This is a genomic window from Ruminococcus sp. B05 (assembly GCF_003628495.1).
Classification (GTDB): domain Bacteria; phylum Bacillota; class Clostridia; order Lachnospirales; family Lachnospiraceae; genus Schaedlerella; species Schaedlerella hominis.
Genome location: NZ_RBZR01000012.1, coordinates 24,000 through 41,768, shown reverse-complemented (window position 1 = coordinate 41,768; position 17,769 = coordinate 24,000). Strand labels below are relative to the sequence as shown.

At 39.8% G+C, this 17,769-nt stretch carries 13 protein-coding genes and 1 tRNA gene; 9 read left to right on the top strand and 5 right to left on the bottom strand.

Annotated elements, in window-relative coordinates:
- The 3 genes from D8Q48_RS10205 to trmB form a co-directional block, all read right to left on the bottom strand.
- On the bottom strand, positions 1–780 hold the full coding sequence (locus D8Q48_RS10205; RefSeq protein WP_121056426.1) for a hypothetical protein: 780 nt from the start codon (positions 778–780) through the stop codon (positions 1–3).
- Between the two features lie 101 nt (positions 781–881).
- Positions 882–954: transfer RNA gene (locus tag D8Q48_RS10200), tRNA-Lys, on the bottom strand.
- Between the two features lie 391 nt (positions 955–1,345).
- Positions 1,346–1,999 carry a tRNA (guanosine(46)-N7)-methyltransferase TrmB gene (gene trmB, locus D8Q48_RS10195; RefSeq protein WP_121056411.1) on the bottom strand — a complete coding sequence of 218 codons (654 nt, stop codon included), beginning with the start codon at positions 1,997–1,999 and terminating at the stop codon, positions 1,346–1,348.
- A 270-nt stretch (positions 2,000–2,269) separates the two neighbouring features.
- On the opposite strand from trmB, the gene D8Q48_RS10190 reads away from it, so the two are divergent.
- The 9 genes from D8Q48_RS10190 to D8Q48_RS10150 all read left to right on the top strand — a co-directional run bounded on the left by D8Q48_RS10190 (position 2,270) and on the right by D8Q48_RS10150 (position 10,915).
- Positions 2,270–2,581 carry a hypothetical protein gene (locus D8Q48_RS10190; RefSeq protein WP_121056410.1) on the top strand — a complete coding sequence of 104 codons (312 nt, stop codon included), beginning with the start codon at positions 2,270–2,272 and terminating at the stop codon, positions 2,579–2,581.
- Between the two features lie 75 nt (positions 2,582–2,656).
- The gene (locus D8Q48_RS10185; protein WP_121056409.1) at positions 2,657–3,703 is read left to right on the top strand and encodes a V-type ATPase subunit; all 1,047 of its coding nucleotides are present in this window, start codon (positions 2,657–2,659) and stop codon (positions 3,701–3,703) included.
- Positions 3,700–5,646: a V-type ATPase 116kDa subunit family protein gene (locus D8Q48_RS10180; protein ID WP_121056408.1), complete on the top strand. Its 1,947-nt coding sequence runs from the start codon at positions 3,700–3,702 to the stop codon at positions 5,644–5,646. Before D8Q48_RS10185 ends, D8Q48_RS10180 begins: the two co-directional genes overlap by 4 nt.
- A gap of 27 nt (positions 5,647–5,673) precedes the next feature.
- Positions 5,674–6,108, top strand: coding sequence for an ATP synthase subunit C (locus D8Q48_RS10175; RefSeq protein WP_022075710.1), 435 nt, complete (start codon positions 5,674–5,676; stop codon positions 6,106–6,108).
- A 52-nt stretch (positions 6,109–6,160) separates the two neighbouring features.
- Positions 6,161–6,469: a V-type ATP synthase subunit F gene (locus D8Q48_RS10170; protein ID WP_022075711.1), complete on the top strand. Its 309-nt coding sequence runs from the start codon at positions 6,161–6,163 to the stop codon at positions 6,467–6,469.
- Positions 6,470–6,481: 12 nt separating this feature from the next.
- Complete coding sequence (locus D8Q48_RS10165; RefSeq protein WP_172696981.1) at positions 6,482–7,069, top strand: V-type ATP synthase subunit E; 588 nt, start codon at positions 6,482–6,484, stop codon at positions 7,067–7,069.
- Positions 7,062–8,828 carry a V-type ATP synthase subunit A gene (locus D8Q48_RS10160; protein ID WP_118724486.1) on the top strand — a complete coding sequence of 589 codons (1,767 nt, stop codon included), beginning with the start codon at positions 7,062–7,064 and terminating at the stop codon, positions 8,826–8,828. Before D8Q48_RS10165 ends, D8Q48_RS10160 begins: the two co-directional genes overlap by 8 nt.
- A gap of 15 nt (positions 8,829–8,843) precedes the next feature.
- Entirely contained in the window at positions 8,844–10,235 is a 1,392-nt protein-coding gene (locus tag D8Q48_RS10155) for a V-type ATP synthase subunit B (RefSeq protein WP_121056407.1), read from the top strand.
- 56 nt (positions 10,236–10,291) lie between these two features.
- Positions 10,292–10,915 carry a V-type ATP synthase subunit D gene (locus tag D8Q48_RS10150; protein WP_022075715.1) on the top strand — a complete coding sequence of 208 codons (624 nt, stop codon included), beginning with the start codon at positions 10,292–10,294 and terminating at the stop codon, positions 10,913–10,915.
- A 47-nt stretch (positions 10,916–10,962) separates the two neighbouring features.
- Here D8Q48_RS10150 and glgB read toward each other — a convergent pair whose 3' ends face one another.
- Positions 10,963–12,945, bottom strand: a complete 1,983-nt coding sequence (gene glgB, locus D8Q48_RS10145; RefSeq protein ID WP_121056406.1) for a 1,4-alpha-glucan branching protein GlgB — start codon at positions 12,943–12,945, stop codon at positions 10,963–10,965.
- A 334-nt stretch (positions 12,946–13,279) separates the two neighbouring features.
- The gene (locus tag D8Q48_RS17560; protein WP_243116278.1) at positions 13,280–17,686 is read right to left on the bottom strand and encodes a hypothetical protein; all 4,407 of its coding nucleotides are present in this window, start codon (positions 17,684–17,686) and stop codon (positions 13,280–13,282) included.
- Positions 17,687–17,769 lie beyond the last annotated feature (83 nt).

Below are 17,769 nucleotides of genomic sequence, written 5' to 3'. Positions count from 1 at the left end.
TTATATTCTCTCAATCCGCTTCCACCCGGTCATATCCATTCCCAGCATACTCTTAATAATCCACACCAAGAATATCATTACCAATATTGGAATCAAACATGAAGTTACAATCATAACCGCCAGCGCTTCGATAAAGTCATTCAGTACATTCTCAATCTTAGATGTTGTCGTAGATACTCTATCTTTCACTTTGGAAATAAATCCACTCACACCACTACTTTCCTCTTCGTCGCTACTATCTTTGATTTCTTCTGTCGTCTGTTTTGCCGAATCGATTGTTTGCTCGATGGATGTCTGATATGTTGTCTCTATCATATCCGATACCTTTACGCTGACTGGCACAATCAGATAGATACCAAGTCCAAACAATATCAACTTATAGGAAAACCGCTTCCATATGTTCCGTTTAAATATCTCACTCGCCGAATATAATGCACAGGCAATTGGTATTAATATCATAAATGCCGCATAGCCCATTATCGTCAACAAATATTTTTCTAAAAACAACGCACATAATACAATCAAAAAATATGAACTCAAATCTGCTAATTTTTCCGCAATCGGAGTTCCGGTATCTCCCGGAATCAACGTGATTGCCGCTGAAGCTGCCGTGGAAGCCGCTGTCAATTCCATAACCGTTGTCTTCTTTTCATCCAAAGACTGTATTGTTTTGGCATGATATTCTGTAGACGTTGTGAATCGGGCGAATACAAAAACAGATAATAATGCAATTATTAATGGGATTGTTATTTTTATAATTCGTTTTCTTTTGTTATTCATACGTTTCCTTTCATCAAACTGTTTCGTTTCTACTAAAGAAGAATACAGAAAAAAACCACCGCCCCCAACGTTCGCAGCCGCCAAAAACAGTGATTCCTGAGTGCGCGATCAGGGGTTCGAACCCTGGACACCCTGATTAAGAGTCAGGTGCTCTACCAACTGAGCTAATCGCGCATCTTTTATTAAATTTGTATGTCTCATCTGTGACACAATAGATATTATATCGAAAGCTTTTAAAAAATGCAAGTATTTTTTTATATTTTTTTCATATTTCGAACATTTTTTTAATTTTTGCACCTTGCAGAGGTAATAATTACATTTTCAAACAAGCTGCTTTAACATTTTCTTCCTATAGAATTCAAGACCTTGCTTACTTCGTCCAACGAGTCCTTCACACACACCACAATTTTATTCCACTTTACATTACAATATAGCTTTTGACTCAACGCCACTTTCCAGGTTCTGCGTTTCTTCATTTTACACATCCCCACAAACACCGTTACTGTTCACTTTAGATTGCGAACAGTAACGTAAGCTTTTTATATTATATGTAACAACTACCTTTTTATTTCCTTGTTGCAATCAACTTATTGATTGGCTGACCTTTCGCTGAAAATTTTGCTTCATACTCTGTCATAATATTGCCTTTATTCATCTCTTCATTGTGATGCAGATCAAAGGTATGTGCAAGCAGCTCCCAGCCTTCTGCCTCTTCTACCTGTTCTAAGGAAAAATTAAACAGCTCTGTGTTGTCTGTCTTAAATTCAACTTTTCCATGCTGAACAAGGATACCCTCATATCTTTTTAAAAATTCTTTCGATGTCAGTCTTCGTTTTGCATGTCTTGCCTTTGGCCATGGATCTGAAAAGTTTAAATAAATTTTATCCACTTCTTCCGGTGCAAATACTTTATCCAATTCTTTTGCATCCATACAAACAAAACGGATATTTTCAAGTTCTCTGTATTCATCTCTGTCAAATTTTTCCACTGCTCTAAGCAGTACGCTTGAATAACGTTCGATTCCAATATAGTTTACATCTGGATGAGCCAGTGCCATATTTAGCAGAAATTGACCTTTTCCCATCCCAATCTCAATATGAATTGGTTTACTATTCCCAAATACCTTTGCCCACTTTCCTCGTTCTGCCTCCGGCTGATTGATTACCGCATCATGTGCCTCTATTGTACTCTCCGCTCTTGGAATATTTCTAAGTCTCATACTGTTTCCTCCTACTATCTAACATTCATCAGGTCATTCTTCGTTTGACCTGCTATTTTTCCATCATTTTTATCATTTTTATTTTTAATTTTTTTCATCATATCATAAACCAATCCTACCGGTCAATTTTTGATAATATTTTTTTGCCCTCTGTTTTTCTGGTGATTTTGTATAATTTTATCGTTTGTTTTCCGCTATTTTTATTGTATTTTTTTCAAAAAGGTGTATGATAAAAACATCACAAGTAAAAATCAACAAGGGAGGCTTCTTATGGATTCTATTGTAAAAAAACTATCCGAAATCGAATCGGCCGCTTCTTCCATTGTGGAGCATGCTGAGGCACAAAAGGAAGTTTTGGATAAAGAATATCAGGAAAAGCGACGGCTCTTTGATATTGAATTAGAAAGTCGTACCATGTCCGAGATTCAGAAGATCCGTGATCGTCTGGAAACCGATACACAAAATGTATTGAACGGACAAAGCAGTGATAACAATTCTGCAACCATTGCCTTGCAGAAGAATTATAAAGAAAGGCATTCGCAATATGCACAGGAAATCTTAGCACGTATTACGACCGTGTAGATCACAGGTTTTCACATCATTGTTTACATTTTACTATAAGTAACAACATATTTTCATGCAAACGAGGTGACAAACATGGGAAATTTACTGGCATACAGTGGTATTGTAACTAAGATTCGTGCAATGGAAGCAAGGCTTCTGAATGATAAAAATTTCGAAGAAATTGCCGAGCTTCACAGCGTCCCGGAAATTGTTTCTTATTTAAAAGAGAAATCTTCTTACAGCTTTGTATTAAATGATTTGTCTGACGAGCAGCTTCATCGCGGTAATATTGAGAAAGTTTTAATCGGACAATTATATTATGATTATTCTAAAATCTATCGTTTTTGCGGGCTGGAACAACGAAAATTTCTGGAACTTTATGTTTCCCGCTATGAAGTAGACTTGATCAATTATTGCTTCCGTATTGTTATCAACCACTACTCCGAACCTTTCGATTTAAATTATAAGAAGAATTTCTTTGATAAATATTCTCAGATTTCTATTGATAAACTAATTACGTCACGTACAACGGATGAATTGATTGAGAATTTGAAAGATACGGAATATTACGAACCATTGAAGCGATTAAAGGAAAAAACCAACATTACTCTTTTTGATTATGACCTTGCTCTGGATCAATATGCATTTGCAAAAATCTGGAAAAAACGAAAAAAAGTTTTAAAGAAAAAAGAGCTTGAGATTCTCACTCGAGATTATGGTTCAAAGATTGATTTGCTGAATCTTCAATGGATTTATCGAGCAAAGAAATATTATGAAATGAAACCGGTAGACATTTATGCATTATTAGTACCGATTCATTATAAACTTTCAACCGAGCTTATTAAAGAACTGGTTGAAGCACCTTCTATAGAAGAATTTGATCATATTCTCCAAAAAACTTCTTACTGGAGACACTATGATTTCAATGAAACACTAACAATTGAACAGATGTATCGTGATTGTCTTTACCATCTTTACACGGTAGACCGACGCAGAAATCCTTATTCTATTGCCACGATTAACACATATCTGTTCTTAAAAGAAGAAGAATTAAGAAAGCTGACAACTGCCATGGAATGTGTGCGTTATCATTTATCTCCTGGTGAAACGTTAGCGTATATTGGAGGTAAAACTCTATGATTGTAAAAATGAAATTTATCAACATTTCAGGTCCTCGAAATGATATCGACCGCGTAACCGACACATATCTTTCCAAATATGAAATTCAATTGGAATCGGCATTGTCTGAATTAAAAACAGTTGATAATCTTCGACCATTTGTTGAACTTAATCCATATCGGGATGCTCTTAGTATGGCTAATAAATTTGTTGGCTATCTGGACAATCCTGACAAAATTAAACCGGATGTAACACTTGCTCTGAACGATATGTTTGAACTTGTACGCACTGCAAATGAGGAGTATGAACATTTGCAAGAGAAAAAAGAAAAACAGAAGCAGGCAATTGAAGCTTCCCGGCAGAAACAACAGATTATTGCCCCTTTCCAGCCATTGGACTGCAACCTTCAGGAGGTACTGAATTATCGGTTTATCTCTTACCGTTTTGGAAAACTTCCTATTGAATATTATCATAAAATGCAGAAATATCTGGCCGATGATCTGGATGCTATTTATGTAGAAGGCGATCGTGATGATACTTACGTATACGGAGCTTACTTCGTATCGCCTGGTGAAGCCCCGAAAGCGGATGCTATTTTCCGTTCGCTTCATTTTGAACGAATCACTTTAACAGATGAGTACAAAGGAACGCCTTCACAGGCATATCGAGCACTTTCACGTGAGATTGATAAATCACAAAAAGAGATTGAAGCTCTAAATCAACAGATTGCCGATTTCCTTACAAAACAGGGTCCTCAGCTGGTTGCTGCACAAAAACGTCTGCAAGAGCTTTCTAATAACTTTGATGTTCGTAAGATGGCAGCCCGCATGGAAGAAAACAAAGAAGATTATTACATTTTATGCGGATGGATGGCAGAAGACGATGTCGAAAAATTTACAGAAGAAATTAAAAATGATGACAAAGTCTTTGTTGTTGTAGAGGAAGAACGGGATAAATATTTTGGAGAACCGCCAACGAAACTGGAAAATCCAAAATTATTTAAACCTTTTGAAATGTATGTACAGATGTATGGTTTGCCTGCGCACAATGAAATGGATCCTACCATTTTCGTTGCATTGACTTATTCCTTCATCTTTGGTGCAATGTTCGGTGATGTTGGTCAGGGACTTCTCCTCTTAATCGGAGGCGGACTTTTATATCACTTTAAGAAGATTCCTCTGGCAGGAATTGTATCCTGTGCCGGTTTCTTCTCCACCATTTTTGGATTTTTATTCGGAAGCATTTTCGGATTTGAAGATATCATTCAGCCGCTTTGGTTAAGACCAATCGACCATATGACGACATTACCTTTTATCGGTAAGTTAAACACCGTATTTATTGTCGCTGTTGCTTTTGGTATGGGTGTCATTATATTTGCTATGATCCTCCATATTATAAATGCGGCTCGTAGCCACGATGTAGAAGCTACCTGGTTTGATATCAATGGTGTTGCAGGACTTGTATTCTATGCTTCCATTGTAGCTGTTATCGTTTTATTTATGACAGGGCATAAAACCCCTGCCGGATGGGTTATTGCCATTATGTTTGGCATTCCTCTTCTTTTAATCTTATTCCGTGAGCCACTCACAAAGAAGATTGAAAAGAAAAGTAACAAAATGGAAGAAAGCAAAGCAATGTTCCTCATTCAGGGATTTTTTGAATTATTTGAAACACTGCTCAGCTACTTCTCCAACACCTTGTCCTTTGTCCGTATCGGTGCTTTCGCTGTCAGTCATGCTGCAATGATGGAAGTTGTACTGATGCTTGCCGGTGTCGAAGAGGGTAATCCGAACTGGATCGTCATTGTACTCGGTAACTTGTTCGTGTGTGGTATGGAGGGATTGATCGTCGGAATTCAGGTTCTTCGTCTGGAATATTATGAAATGTTCAGTCGATTCTACAGTGGTTCCGGACATGCATTTTCACCATATACACAAAAAACTGAATCAAACTCAAAGAAATAAATTATCATTTTATAGGAGGCGTTTATTATGACAACTGCAACAAAACTTATTTTTATCGTCGCTCTCGTACTGAGCATCATCATTCCTTTTGGATATTACTTAATCGGAGAAAAAAACAAAAAACGTTATAAACGTACTATCGGTGTCAACGCATTTTTCTTCTTTGGTGCTTTTGCCATCGCATCGATCATGATGCTTGGCGGACCAACTGTACACGCCGCTGATGCAGCAGCTACTTCCGGTTCACTTGCAACAGGACTTGGATATATTGCAGCCGCTCTTGTTACAGGACTTTCTTGTATCGGTGGCGGTATCGCCGTAGCAAGTGCTGCAAGTGCTGCTCTTGGTGCAATCAGTGAAGATTCCAGCGTACTTGGTAAATCTTTAATTTTCGTAGGTCTTGCAGAAGGTGTTTGTCTGTATGGACTGATTATCTCCTTCATGATTTTAGGAAAGTTGTAAAACACCGCTTGGGCTGCAGGTATTTAATACAGCAGCCGGAATGGAGTATTTTATGAAAATGTATTTAATCAGTGACAACGTCGACACCTATACCGGCATGCGTCTTGCCGGCGTAGATGGTGTTGTTGTCCATGAACGTGACGAACTTCGTGAAGAATTGGAGAAGGTCTTGCTCGACAAAACAATTGGTATCGTCCTCCTGACAGAAAAATTCGGTCAGGAATTTCCAGACATCATTGATCAATTCCGTCTGGAGCGAAAGATGCCTCTTTTGATTGAGATTCCTGACCGACATGGTACCGGACGAAAGAAAGACTTTATCACTTCTTATATCACAGAAGCAATCGGATTAAAATTATAGGGAGGTAGTACCTTGACTTTAGAAGAAAAAATTGCACATTTACAGGCGACCTCCATGGAGGAGGCCCGGGCTCAGGGCAATGAGATTATTGACTCGTACCGGGATGCTCTTGAAAAAGTATTACAGGATCACAAAGTAGAAGCTCAAAGACAATCTGAGATCCGTATTAAAACAGAGACGATCAATGCAAAACAGCAGATCAATCAATCGCTTGCCAAAGCACAGCTTGACTTAAAACGTGAGCAGAGCAAAATCCAGCAGAATCTGAAAGATAAGATTTTTAAAGAGACTCTGGAGCTTGTCCATGATTATATGAATTCAGCAGATTATCCGGATTTCTTGATTCGCTGTATCCGGGATGCTCTTACATTTGCGAACGGATCTTCTATGACGATTTATATTAACCCGTCAGATGAATCCTTAAAATCCTCTCTGGAGAAAGCTACGGGCACACAGCTTACAATCAGTACAGAAGATTTTATTGGTGGAGTCCGCTGTGTCATCCGCGACAGAAATATTTTGATCGATCATTCATTTAAAACACAATTACGAGATGAATATGATAAATTCTTATTCTCAGGAGGTGACGGAATTGCTTAATACTGCTACAATCTACGGAATCAATGGTCCCGTCATTTATCTGAAGGGAAATACAGGATTTCGCATGTCCGAGATGGTTTATGTAGGAAAGGAAAAACTTGTCGGAGAAGTAATTGCCCTGACAAAAGATATGACAACTGTCCAGGTGTATGAAGAGACCAGCGGTCTACGTCCCGGCGAGGAAGTCGTTGCCAGCGGAAGTGCCGTATCAGTCACTCTTGCCCCTGGAATCTTAAATAATATTTTTGATGGTATCGAACGTCCTCTTGAAGAAATCGCCAAGAGCGGCGGAGCTTTTATCACTCGCGGTGTCACTGTTGATTCTCTGGACCGTGAAAAGAAATGGGAAGCACACATCACCGTAAAAGAAGGAGATTTTCTTCGTGGCGGAGATATTATCGCAGAGGTTCCGGAGACTCGTGCCATCGTTCATAAATGCATGGTTCCACCGGAAGTGGAAGGAACCGTTGTCCATGTTGTTCCCGACGGAGCTTACACAATTGATGAGACTCTTATTACTCTGCAATTAAATGACGGCACTACAAAAGAACTTACTATGACACAACGCTGGCCTATCCGAGTTGCAAGACCAACTCATCATCGTTTTCCGGCTTCTACTCCGCTGATTACAGGACAGAGAATCATTGATACGATGTTCCCAATTGCAAAAGGCGGAACTGCTGCTGTCCCTGGTGGATTTGGTACCGGTAAAACAATGACTCAGCATCAGATTGCCAAATGGTCTAATGCCGACATCATCATCTATATCGGTTGTGGCGAACGAGGCAACGAAATGACGCAGGTTCTGGAAGAATTCAGCCAGTTGGTAGATCCTCGAAGCGGTAACCCTTTGATGGACCGTACCACACTGATTGCCAACACTTCCAACATGCCTGTAGCCGCACGTGAAGCTTCTATTTACACGGGATTGACACTGGCTGAATATTATCGCGATATGGGATATGATGTAGCGATTATGGCTGACTCTACATCTCGTTGGGCTGAAGCGCTTAGAGAACTTTCCGGACGTCTGGAGGAAATGCCTGCCGAGGAAGGTTTCCCCGCTTATCTTGCATCCCGTCTGTCAGCTTTTTACGAGCGTGCCGGTATGATGCATAACTTAAATGGAACGGATGGTTCTGTTACTATCATTGGTGCAGTATCACCTCAGGGTGGTGATTTCTCTGAACCGGTAACGCAGAATACCAAACGATTTGTCCGCTGCTTCTGGGGACTGGATAAAAGTCTTGCTTATGCGAGACATTTCCCGGCAATCCACTGGCTGACAAGCTACAGCGAATATCTGGGAGATTTATCACCTTGGTATCAGGATCATGTTTCTCCTAAATTTGTGGACTACCGCAACCGCCTGATGGCACTTTTAAATTCAGAGAGCAGTCTTTTGGAGATTGTCAAGCTGATTGGTAGTGATGTACTTCCTGATGACCAGAAGCTGATTCTTGAAATCGCACGTGTTATCCGTCTTGGATTCCTGCAGCAAAATGCATTCCACAAAGATGATACCTGCGTTTCACTGGAAAAACAGTTTCTTATGATGGATACGATTTTGTATCTTTACAAACAGGCAAGAGCTCTTGTAACTATGGGGCATCCAATGTCTGTTCTCAAATCAGAAAATATATTTGACCGCGTTATCGCCATCAAATATGATGTGCCGAATGACCGGCTTGAAATGTTTAAACAGTATCATCGTGATATTGACGCGTTCTATCAACATGTACTGGAAAAGAATGCATAAGGAGGAAACTATACTATGTCAATTGAATATTTAGGCTTAAGCAGTATCAATGGTCCTCTTGTTGCACTGGAGGGCATACAGGACGCTTTTTATGATGAAATCGTAGAATTTGTCGTAGATGGAACAGAACGTAAAATCGGACGTATTATTGAACTTTATGAAGACAAAGCCGTCATTCAGGTTTTTGAAGGTTCCGAAAATATGTCTTTAAAAAATACACATACCAAACTGACCGGTCATCCGATGGAGATTGCATTATCCCCGGATATGCTTGGCCGCACCTTCAATGGTATCGGACAGCCAATCGATGACCTCGGTCCAATCCATTCTTCATTAAAACAAGATGTCAACGGACTTCCTTTAAATCCGGTAGAACGTGAATATCCACGTAACTATATCCGTACCGGTATTTCTGCGATTGATGGATTAACAACTTTAATCCGTGGACAAAAGCTTCCGATTTTCTCAGGAAATGGACTTCCTCACGACCAGCTTGCTGCACAGATTGTAAAACAGGCTTCTCTGGGAGAAAACTCTGACGAACAGTTTGCGATTGTATTTGCCGCAATGGGTGTAAAACATGATGTTGCTGATTTCTTCCGCCGCACTTTTGAAGACAGCGGAGTTGCCGACCACGTAGCCATGTTTTTGAATATGGCAAATGATCCGGTAGTGGAGCGTCTGATCACACCGAAGGTTGCATTGACTGTTGCCGAATATCTCGCATTTGAGCAAAATATGCATATCCTCGTTATCCTTACCGACATGACTTCTTTCGCAGAAGCAATGCGAGAGGTTTCATCGTCAAAAGGAGAAATCCCAAGCCGTAAAGGATTCCCAGGATATTTGTACAGTGAGCTGGCAACTATTTATGAACGTGCCGGAATCGTAAAAGGTGTAAATGGTTCTGTTACCCAGCTTCCGATCCTCACAATGCCAAATGATGATATCACACATCCAATTCCTGACCTGACCGGATATATCACCGAAGGGCAGATTGTATTAGAGCGACAATTGCACGGACAGTCCATTTATCCGCCAATCAATATTCTTCCATCTCTATCACGTCTGATGAAAGATGGTATCGGTAAAGGATATACAAGAGAAGATCATCAAGATCTCGCCAATCAGCTCTTCTCTGCTTATGCAAAAGTTGGAGATGCCCGTAACCTTGCCTCTGTTATCGGCGAGGATGAGCTTTCTCCGATTGACAAAAAATATTTGGAATTTGGTAAAGAATTTGAAACCCGTTACATCGGACAAGGCGTAAATGAAAACCGGACAATAGAAGAAACCTTAGACCTTGGTTGGGAACTGCTTGGCAGATTACCAAAAGAAGAGTTGGACCGTGTAGATACTAAAATTCTGGATAAATACTATCATCCTATGCCGACTGAGGAAGAATAACTTTTCATCTTTAACATCAATGCACTATCAATTTTTCAGATGAAAGGAGGGATTTCATGGATCCTCGTACATTTCCCACAAAAGGAAATCTTATGCTTGCCAAAAATTCTTTGGCATTGGCACAGCAAGGCTACGATTTGATGGACAAAAAACGAAACATCCTGATTCGGGAACTGATGGATCTTATCGATGAAGCCCGCGATATTCAGGACGAGATTGATTCGACCTTTACCTATGCATACCAATGTCTGCAGCGTGCAAATATCGAACATGGAATCAACCTGGTTTCCCAGCTTGCATATACAGTTCCGATTGAGAATTCTATCGTAATACAGACTCGAAGTATTATGGGAACGGAGATTCCCCATGTAAAATACACTCCTGCCAATGTTATGCCAACCTATTCATTTAGCACAACAAGGGAGTCCATCGACCTTGCCACAAAGGCATTTCAGAAGGTAAAAGATTTGACTGTTAAATTATCCATGGTCGAAAATGCAGCTTATCGTCTTGCAACGAATATAAAGAAAACTCAAAAGCGTGCAAACGCACTTCAGAATATTACAATTCCGATGTATACAAATCTTGTTTATACGATCAGTAATGCATTGGAAGAAAAAGAACGTGAAGAATTCACTCGGCTAAAAGTCATCAAACGCATGAAAGAAAAGAAGGGTTAGAGCATTTGCTCCACCCTTCTTCTTTTACTGGTTTTTCAAATTATCTGTTATTTTCTTTTCTTTCTTGGCTTTCCATGAGTCCTTTTCGTTGTTCTTACACTTCCGTCAAACTCAAACACTGCCACCCCATATCCGGCTAATGGGTATGCGAATGAATAATCCTGTCCATCACATTCCTGTTTCGTTGCACGGACTACAGAACCTACTTTCTTGTCCTGTCCACCATATCTCTGATCTTCACTATCCAGGATTAATTTATACTGACATCCTTTTGGTACTCCGACACGATAATCAGGACGTTCTACAGGAGTAAAGTTACATATGAATAATAAGCTCTTCTTTCTATCCTTTGAATATCTTACAAAACTGAAAATGCTTCTGAATACATCGTCTTTATTGATCCACTGGAAGCCACTTGGCTGCGTATCCAATTCATACAAAGCTTTCTGTTCTCTATACAAATGAAGCAAATCCTGTACCCAGTTCTGAATATGCTGATGTGGTTCTTCCGCCAACAGATACCAGTCTAGTTCACGTTCCTCACTCCACTCACGAAGCTGTGCGAATTCCTGTCCCATAAACAATAGCTTCTTACCAGGATGCCCTGCCATAAATGCATAAGCCACTTTCAGGTTACGGAACTTGTCCAATCCTTCTCCCGGCATCTTATTCAACATAGAGCATTTCAAATGAACAACTTCATCATGAGACAATACAAGAATATAGTCTTCACTATAAGCATACTCCATTGAGAATGTCATCATATAATGTGCATTCTTACGGAATAACGGATCCAGTTTCATATATTCTGTGAAATCATGCATCCAGCCCATATTCCATTTTAAGCTAAATCCAAGACTATCCTCCTCAGGATCTCCTGTCACCTTCGGCCATGCAGTAGACTCTTCTGCAATCATTACACTGCCATGATTTCTGCCAAGTACAACCGAATTCAGATGTTTAAAGAACTGAATTGCTTCCAGATTCTCATTACCGCCGAATTTATTCGGTACCCACTGTCCGGATTCTTTTCCATAATCCAAGTACAGCATAGATGCTACCGCATCTACACGTAATCCATCTACATGGAAATGCTCTATCCAGAATAATGCACTTCCAATCAAGAAGTTCTGTACTTCTGGTTTTTCATAATCGAAAATCTTTGTTCCCCAGTCAGGATGTTCTCCCTTTCTTGGGTCTGCATATTCAAACAAAGCCTGTCCGTCAAACTCAGCCAGTCCATGTGCATCTTTTGGAAAATGCGCCGGTACCCAGTCAAGAATAACACCTATATCATTCTTGTGCAGATAATCAATCATATACGCAAAATCTTCCGGCGTTCCATAACGAGAAGTCGGTGCATAATATCCTGTCACCTGATATCCCCAAGAACCATCATATGGATACTCTGAAATTCCCATCAGCTCCACATGTGTATATCCCATATTCTTCACATATTCCGTGACTCTCTCTGCAAATTCACGATATGTATAGAATCCTTCATCTTCTCTCCCCGGATGTCTCATCCAAGAGCCCATATGCACTTCATAAATAGACATTGGATTTGTTTTTTCATCCCACTTTTCCCGTTTCTTCATCCATAAAGAATCACTCCATTTCAAATTCGAAATATCTGTGATTCTAGATGCGTTCCCCGGTCTGAGTTCTGCATAATTTGCAAACGGATCTGCCTTATCAATTTTTGCCCCATTCTGTGTCTCAATACAGAATTTGTACAACTGTCCTTCTTTTGCACCCGGTACAAATTTTGTATAAATTCCCATTGGATCATGACGCTGCATCATGTCAGCATTTAAATCCCACTCATTAAACTCTCCAATTACAGACACGCTCTTTGCATGTGGTGCCCACACTGCAAAGTACACACCCTTGACTCCATCTGCTGTAACCAGATGTGCACCCATCTTTTTATATAATTCATAGTGAGTTCCATTTCCAAACAAATATTGGTCCAACTCCCCAATTTCGTATGGCTGAACTGTCTTTTCCTCTGTCATATTGTTTGCCATAAAGCCACCTCGCAACTCGTATTTTATATAATCTTATTATACTTGATATAGTAAAAAAATAAAAGAGAAAAGCGTGTCGAATCAAGAGTTTTAGTCTGTTTTTTCTAAATTTTTTAGCAATTTTCTTTAATTGTTTTTACTATAAAAATACTTGATTTTACAACCAAACAAGCTGCTGTCATATATCTAAAAGCCATTACTTTTCTACAGGATATCTGGCATCCCTAGCGGAGCGTTTTTAATATATTAGGAAGGAACTTTCCTAATATATTAAAAAAAGATATTGCTTCATCACATTTTCAGTGATAAAACAATATCTTCTATATTACTTATATTAAATATTGAAATCTTTTTCTGTCAACAGAATTCGATCTGCTTCATCTGTGCCTTTTCCAAATACACGTTTTACAAGTTTTCTTGCAGATGCCTTCTTTGAATGCTCCATTGCCTCATCCATAATTTCTTTCACTTCAGCAACTGTTACAAAATGGTCTTCTCTTTGTAATGCATCAATACGACTATATAAAGCAAGCAGCCCCATCTCATCAATACGGTAACCATTTTCCTGTGCATAAGTCTGGCCAAATGTTACCAACTCATCATTAATAAAAATCGGCACTTCCAGGCGGCTTGTAAATTTCTTTCGGAACTCACGGTTAGAAGATAACAATCTGTCCAGTGGTTTTCTCTGATCTTCTAATACAATAAGAAGTTCTCCTGTATCCTGTTCCATAACTTTATTTAATTTTGCAACTGTCCTTTCATTAAGCTTACCTGCTTTTTCAATAATGAGGGCCCCGCCATATAACTTACGGAAAATCTCTCCTATTTTCTTCTTATTCAACGATTCTCCGGTTACAATAGCAACTTTACCCTGATGAATATTTCTCTGTCTCTGAATTGCCTTTACAACATCTACTGCCAGAACAGTTTTACCATTTCCCTTGTTACCAATGATCAACAAGTTTCCTGTTCTTGATGTTCCACGTCTATTTGTGCAATTTTTATCCTGTTCCAAAACATCTACTAACTGCTCACTCATTCCTCTAACAGGAACAAAGTAAGAGAATAATCTCTTCTGATCTGCTGTTAATTCTGTTTTTTTCTTTCCTGCCTCTGAGAGTAACTCATGTCTGTTATGAACAAGGAATCCTGTATCAGAAATAGATAATGCATTAGAAATCTCATCCAATGGAAGCGGTGCTGTCTTACCTGTAGCAATTAATTTTGCTGTTTCTTTTCTACTAAGCGGTGCTGTCTTAGAAAGGAAATTAACACCATCATCATCATCTTCATCTTCAATTAATCGATCATCATATTCATCACTTGATGACTGTGGACGGAATTCTGCTTCGAATTGTGCTGCTGCATCATATTCTTCATCATCCTCGTATTCATATTCGTCTTCGTATTCATCTTCCGGATACTCTTCATCCTCATACTCGTCTTCATATTCATCTTCCGGATACTCTTCATCCTCGTACTCGTCTTCATATTCATCTTCCGGATACTCTTCATCCTCGTACTCGTCTTCATATTCATCTTCCGGATACTCTTCATCCTCGTACTCGTCTTCATATTCATCTTCCGGATATTCTTCGTCCTCGTACTCGTCTTCGTATTCATCTTCCAGATACTCTTCGTCCTCGTACTCGTCTTCGTATTCATCTTCCGGATACTCTTCGTCCTCGTACTCGTCTTCGTATTCATCTTCCGGATACTCTTCGTCCTCGTACTCGTCTTCGTATTCATCTTCCGGATACTCTTCATCCTCGTACTCGTCTTCGTATTCATCTTCCGGATATTCTTCATCCTCATACTCTGGCAAATCAATTTCTGTTTCCTGTTCAAAAGCCTCTTCTTCCAGAGCAATTGCGTCAACCTCATCCGAAATATCATCTTCCATATCCGGATAAAGATCTCCAAGCTCGTCTGAATAATCTTCTTCTGCTTCAAACGATGCAAAACGATCATCCATAATTCTTTCAAATTCCTGAGTATAACCTCCCTGTGGTTGAACAGCTTCCAGACTTTCTTCTTCCTCTACTGGAAATTCATCCGCATATTCATCTTCATATTCATCTGAGTCATCTACCCTTAACATGTCCATTTCCTGTTCCATGTTATCTTCTGGCATACGCTCCTGTATTTTGGAAGCAGATGTGCTGCTTTCTGACATTGGTTCTTCATCTTCTCTTGGAATTACACCCTCAATCTCGTCTATCAGACGTTGTATGTCTGGTGGCAAGATTGGCTCTCCTGTCTTTCTTTCTACGCTCATTGTTTCCTCTTTCTCAGGCTCTGCCTGCTTGATATCCTTTACAGACTCAGCTTCATTCAGTGCCTCATCTATTTCTTCCACTGATTCTGCTTTATTATCTGAATTTTCTTCAAATGCATCTGCCATCTCATCATCTGACCATTCTTCTGCCGAATCTAAATTCAAAATATCTTCTTCTGATATACCCTCGGTTTCTGGCTCCTCTTCGATGATTTCTTCAACTTCCGGTTCAACAGTCTCCTCGGCTTCTGGCTCCTCTTCGATGATTTCTTCAGCTTCCGGTTCGATAATCTCCTCAGCTTCCGGCTTCTCTTCGGTGATTTCTTCGGCTTCCGGTTCAATAATCTCCTCAGCTTCCGGCTCCTCTTCGATGATTTCTTCCTCTTCTGGTTCGATAATCTCCTCAGCTTCCGGCTTCTCTTCGATAATTTCTTCAGCCTCCGGTTCAACAATCTCCTCGGCTTCCGGCTTCTCTTCGATGATTTCCTCGGCTTCTGCTTCTTCAAATTCTTCCGCTTCTGCCAAAGCGTCTTCTTCATCCCATGCAGCAAACAATTCTTCAAGGCTCATTCTTGCTGTCACTTGATTATCCAGCTGATCTTCTTCCTCATCTGCCGGCTCAATATATTTTGCCTCAAGTACCTGTTCTACTTCGAGAATTTCATCCTCATCTATCGGTTCTTCCTCATCCGGTTCGATAATCTCCTCGGCCTCCGGTTCTTCCTCGATAATTTCTTCCTCTTCCGGTTCCATAATCTCCTCGGCTTCCGGTTCTTCCTCGATGATTTCTTCCTCTTCCGGTTCGATAATCTCCTCGGCTTCCGGTTCTTCCTCGATGATTTCTTCCTCTTCCGGTTCGATAATCTCCTCGGCTTCCGGTTCTTCCTCGATGATTTCTTCCTCTTCCGGTTCGATGATTTCCTCGGCTTCTGATTCTTCCTCGATAGTTTCCTCAGTTCCACCATACATAGCTATTATCTCTTCCGGCGACATTTCTACTGTATCATCCAGATTCATTGGCAATGTATCATCCAGATTTACTGTTGTTTCAGATTTAGATTTTAGTTTTTTCATACTAAGTTCTTCTAAATCCGAATCAACCTTGACATCTTTCACTGCTTCCAGTGCTTTTTTCTGTGCTCGCTTCTGTTCTACCTTCTGCACCAGACTTAAATCCACAACATCTTCAATATCTTCAATTGCATCATTCAAATCCGACAAATCATCCTCTTTTTTCTCAGCTTCTTCGTCTGAACTTTCTCTAGAACCGCTATCTGAACCATCAATGTGTAATAAAGCCTTCAATGCCTCATCTAAACGCATTGTATTACCGATTTTTTTCTTCTCTGGCTGTTTCTCCTCGACTTCTGATTCTGTTTCTACATCAACGGAATCTTCTTTTGAAGCAAGTACCTGTTCCTTCACGTCTTCGGAAGATTCTGTTTTTTCTGCAATTTCTTCCGGCTCTTGTTCTTCTTTTTCCTCTAACGCCTCTTGCTCCGCAGTTTCTGTCTCTGCCGCTTTTCTTATCGCCTCTGTTAATGAATCAATTGAAGTAGGTTCAAAAGAATCTGCTTCTCCTAAAATCTCTGCTTTCGCTTTTGCACGAACCTCTGCTTTTACAACATCCTCATCTACAAATTTGTTTGCTAAAGTTTCTTCAACTACCGGAATTTTAATATCTGGCTCACTCTCTGCTGATTTATCTGATTCTGCCTTTTCCGCTGTCTTAGCTGCATCTTCCTCAGTCTGCTCTTGTGTTGACGAAACAGGTTTCGCTGCCACCTTAACGCCATTCTCATCTACATTATTTAAATCAGGCAATTCTTCTGTAGTAGTTCCTGGCTTTTCATATCTTCTATTATACTTTTCCTGCTGTGATGGTGTCAGCGGTTTATAACGCATCTTCAGTTCCATCGCCTGATATACATATTTTCCTTCGCTGAACCATAAAATCAGGTCATCACACTCTTCCAGACACTCCGTAATCTTGCCTGCCCGTTCGTATAATTTAGCAAGCTCATATGCCCACTCTTCCACATACTCTGCCTTTTTAAATGATTCGAGTGCATCAATCTGTTGCTCGATCGGAGCTCTCTGTACTTTTAAAATCTGGTATTTTAAAATGTACTGATTTGGATCCTTTGGTGCAATATGAAGGAACTCATCATAATAATCTATTGCCTCATCTACATTTCTTGTTTTCAATGCAAGTGTACACAGGCGATATACGATCTTTCTACTTCCTTCTGCCCTATGATAAGCAATTTTCAAGACTTCGAAACTCTTATGATAATCTCTGCTTTTTTCATATATGTCACTTACATTCATCAGCATTGTAGTATTACGAACTCTTCGCCAGTCAATACTATCTGCAAGTTCTGCTGCTCTGCTGTATGCACCATCTTCCATCAGTTCAAGCATTTGTTCTGTCTTCAGCTTATACTCATACTTGTCCACTGTACTCACCTCGTAAACTTACTCTGTCGTTTCTTTCTCTAAATTATTTATACTCTCTTAAAATGTATCCGTTTCTTAGTGTC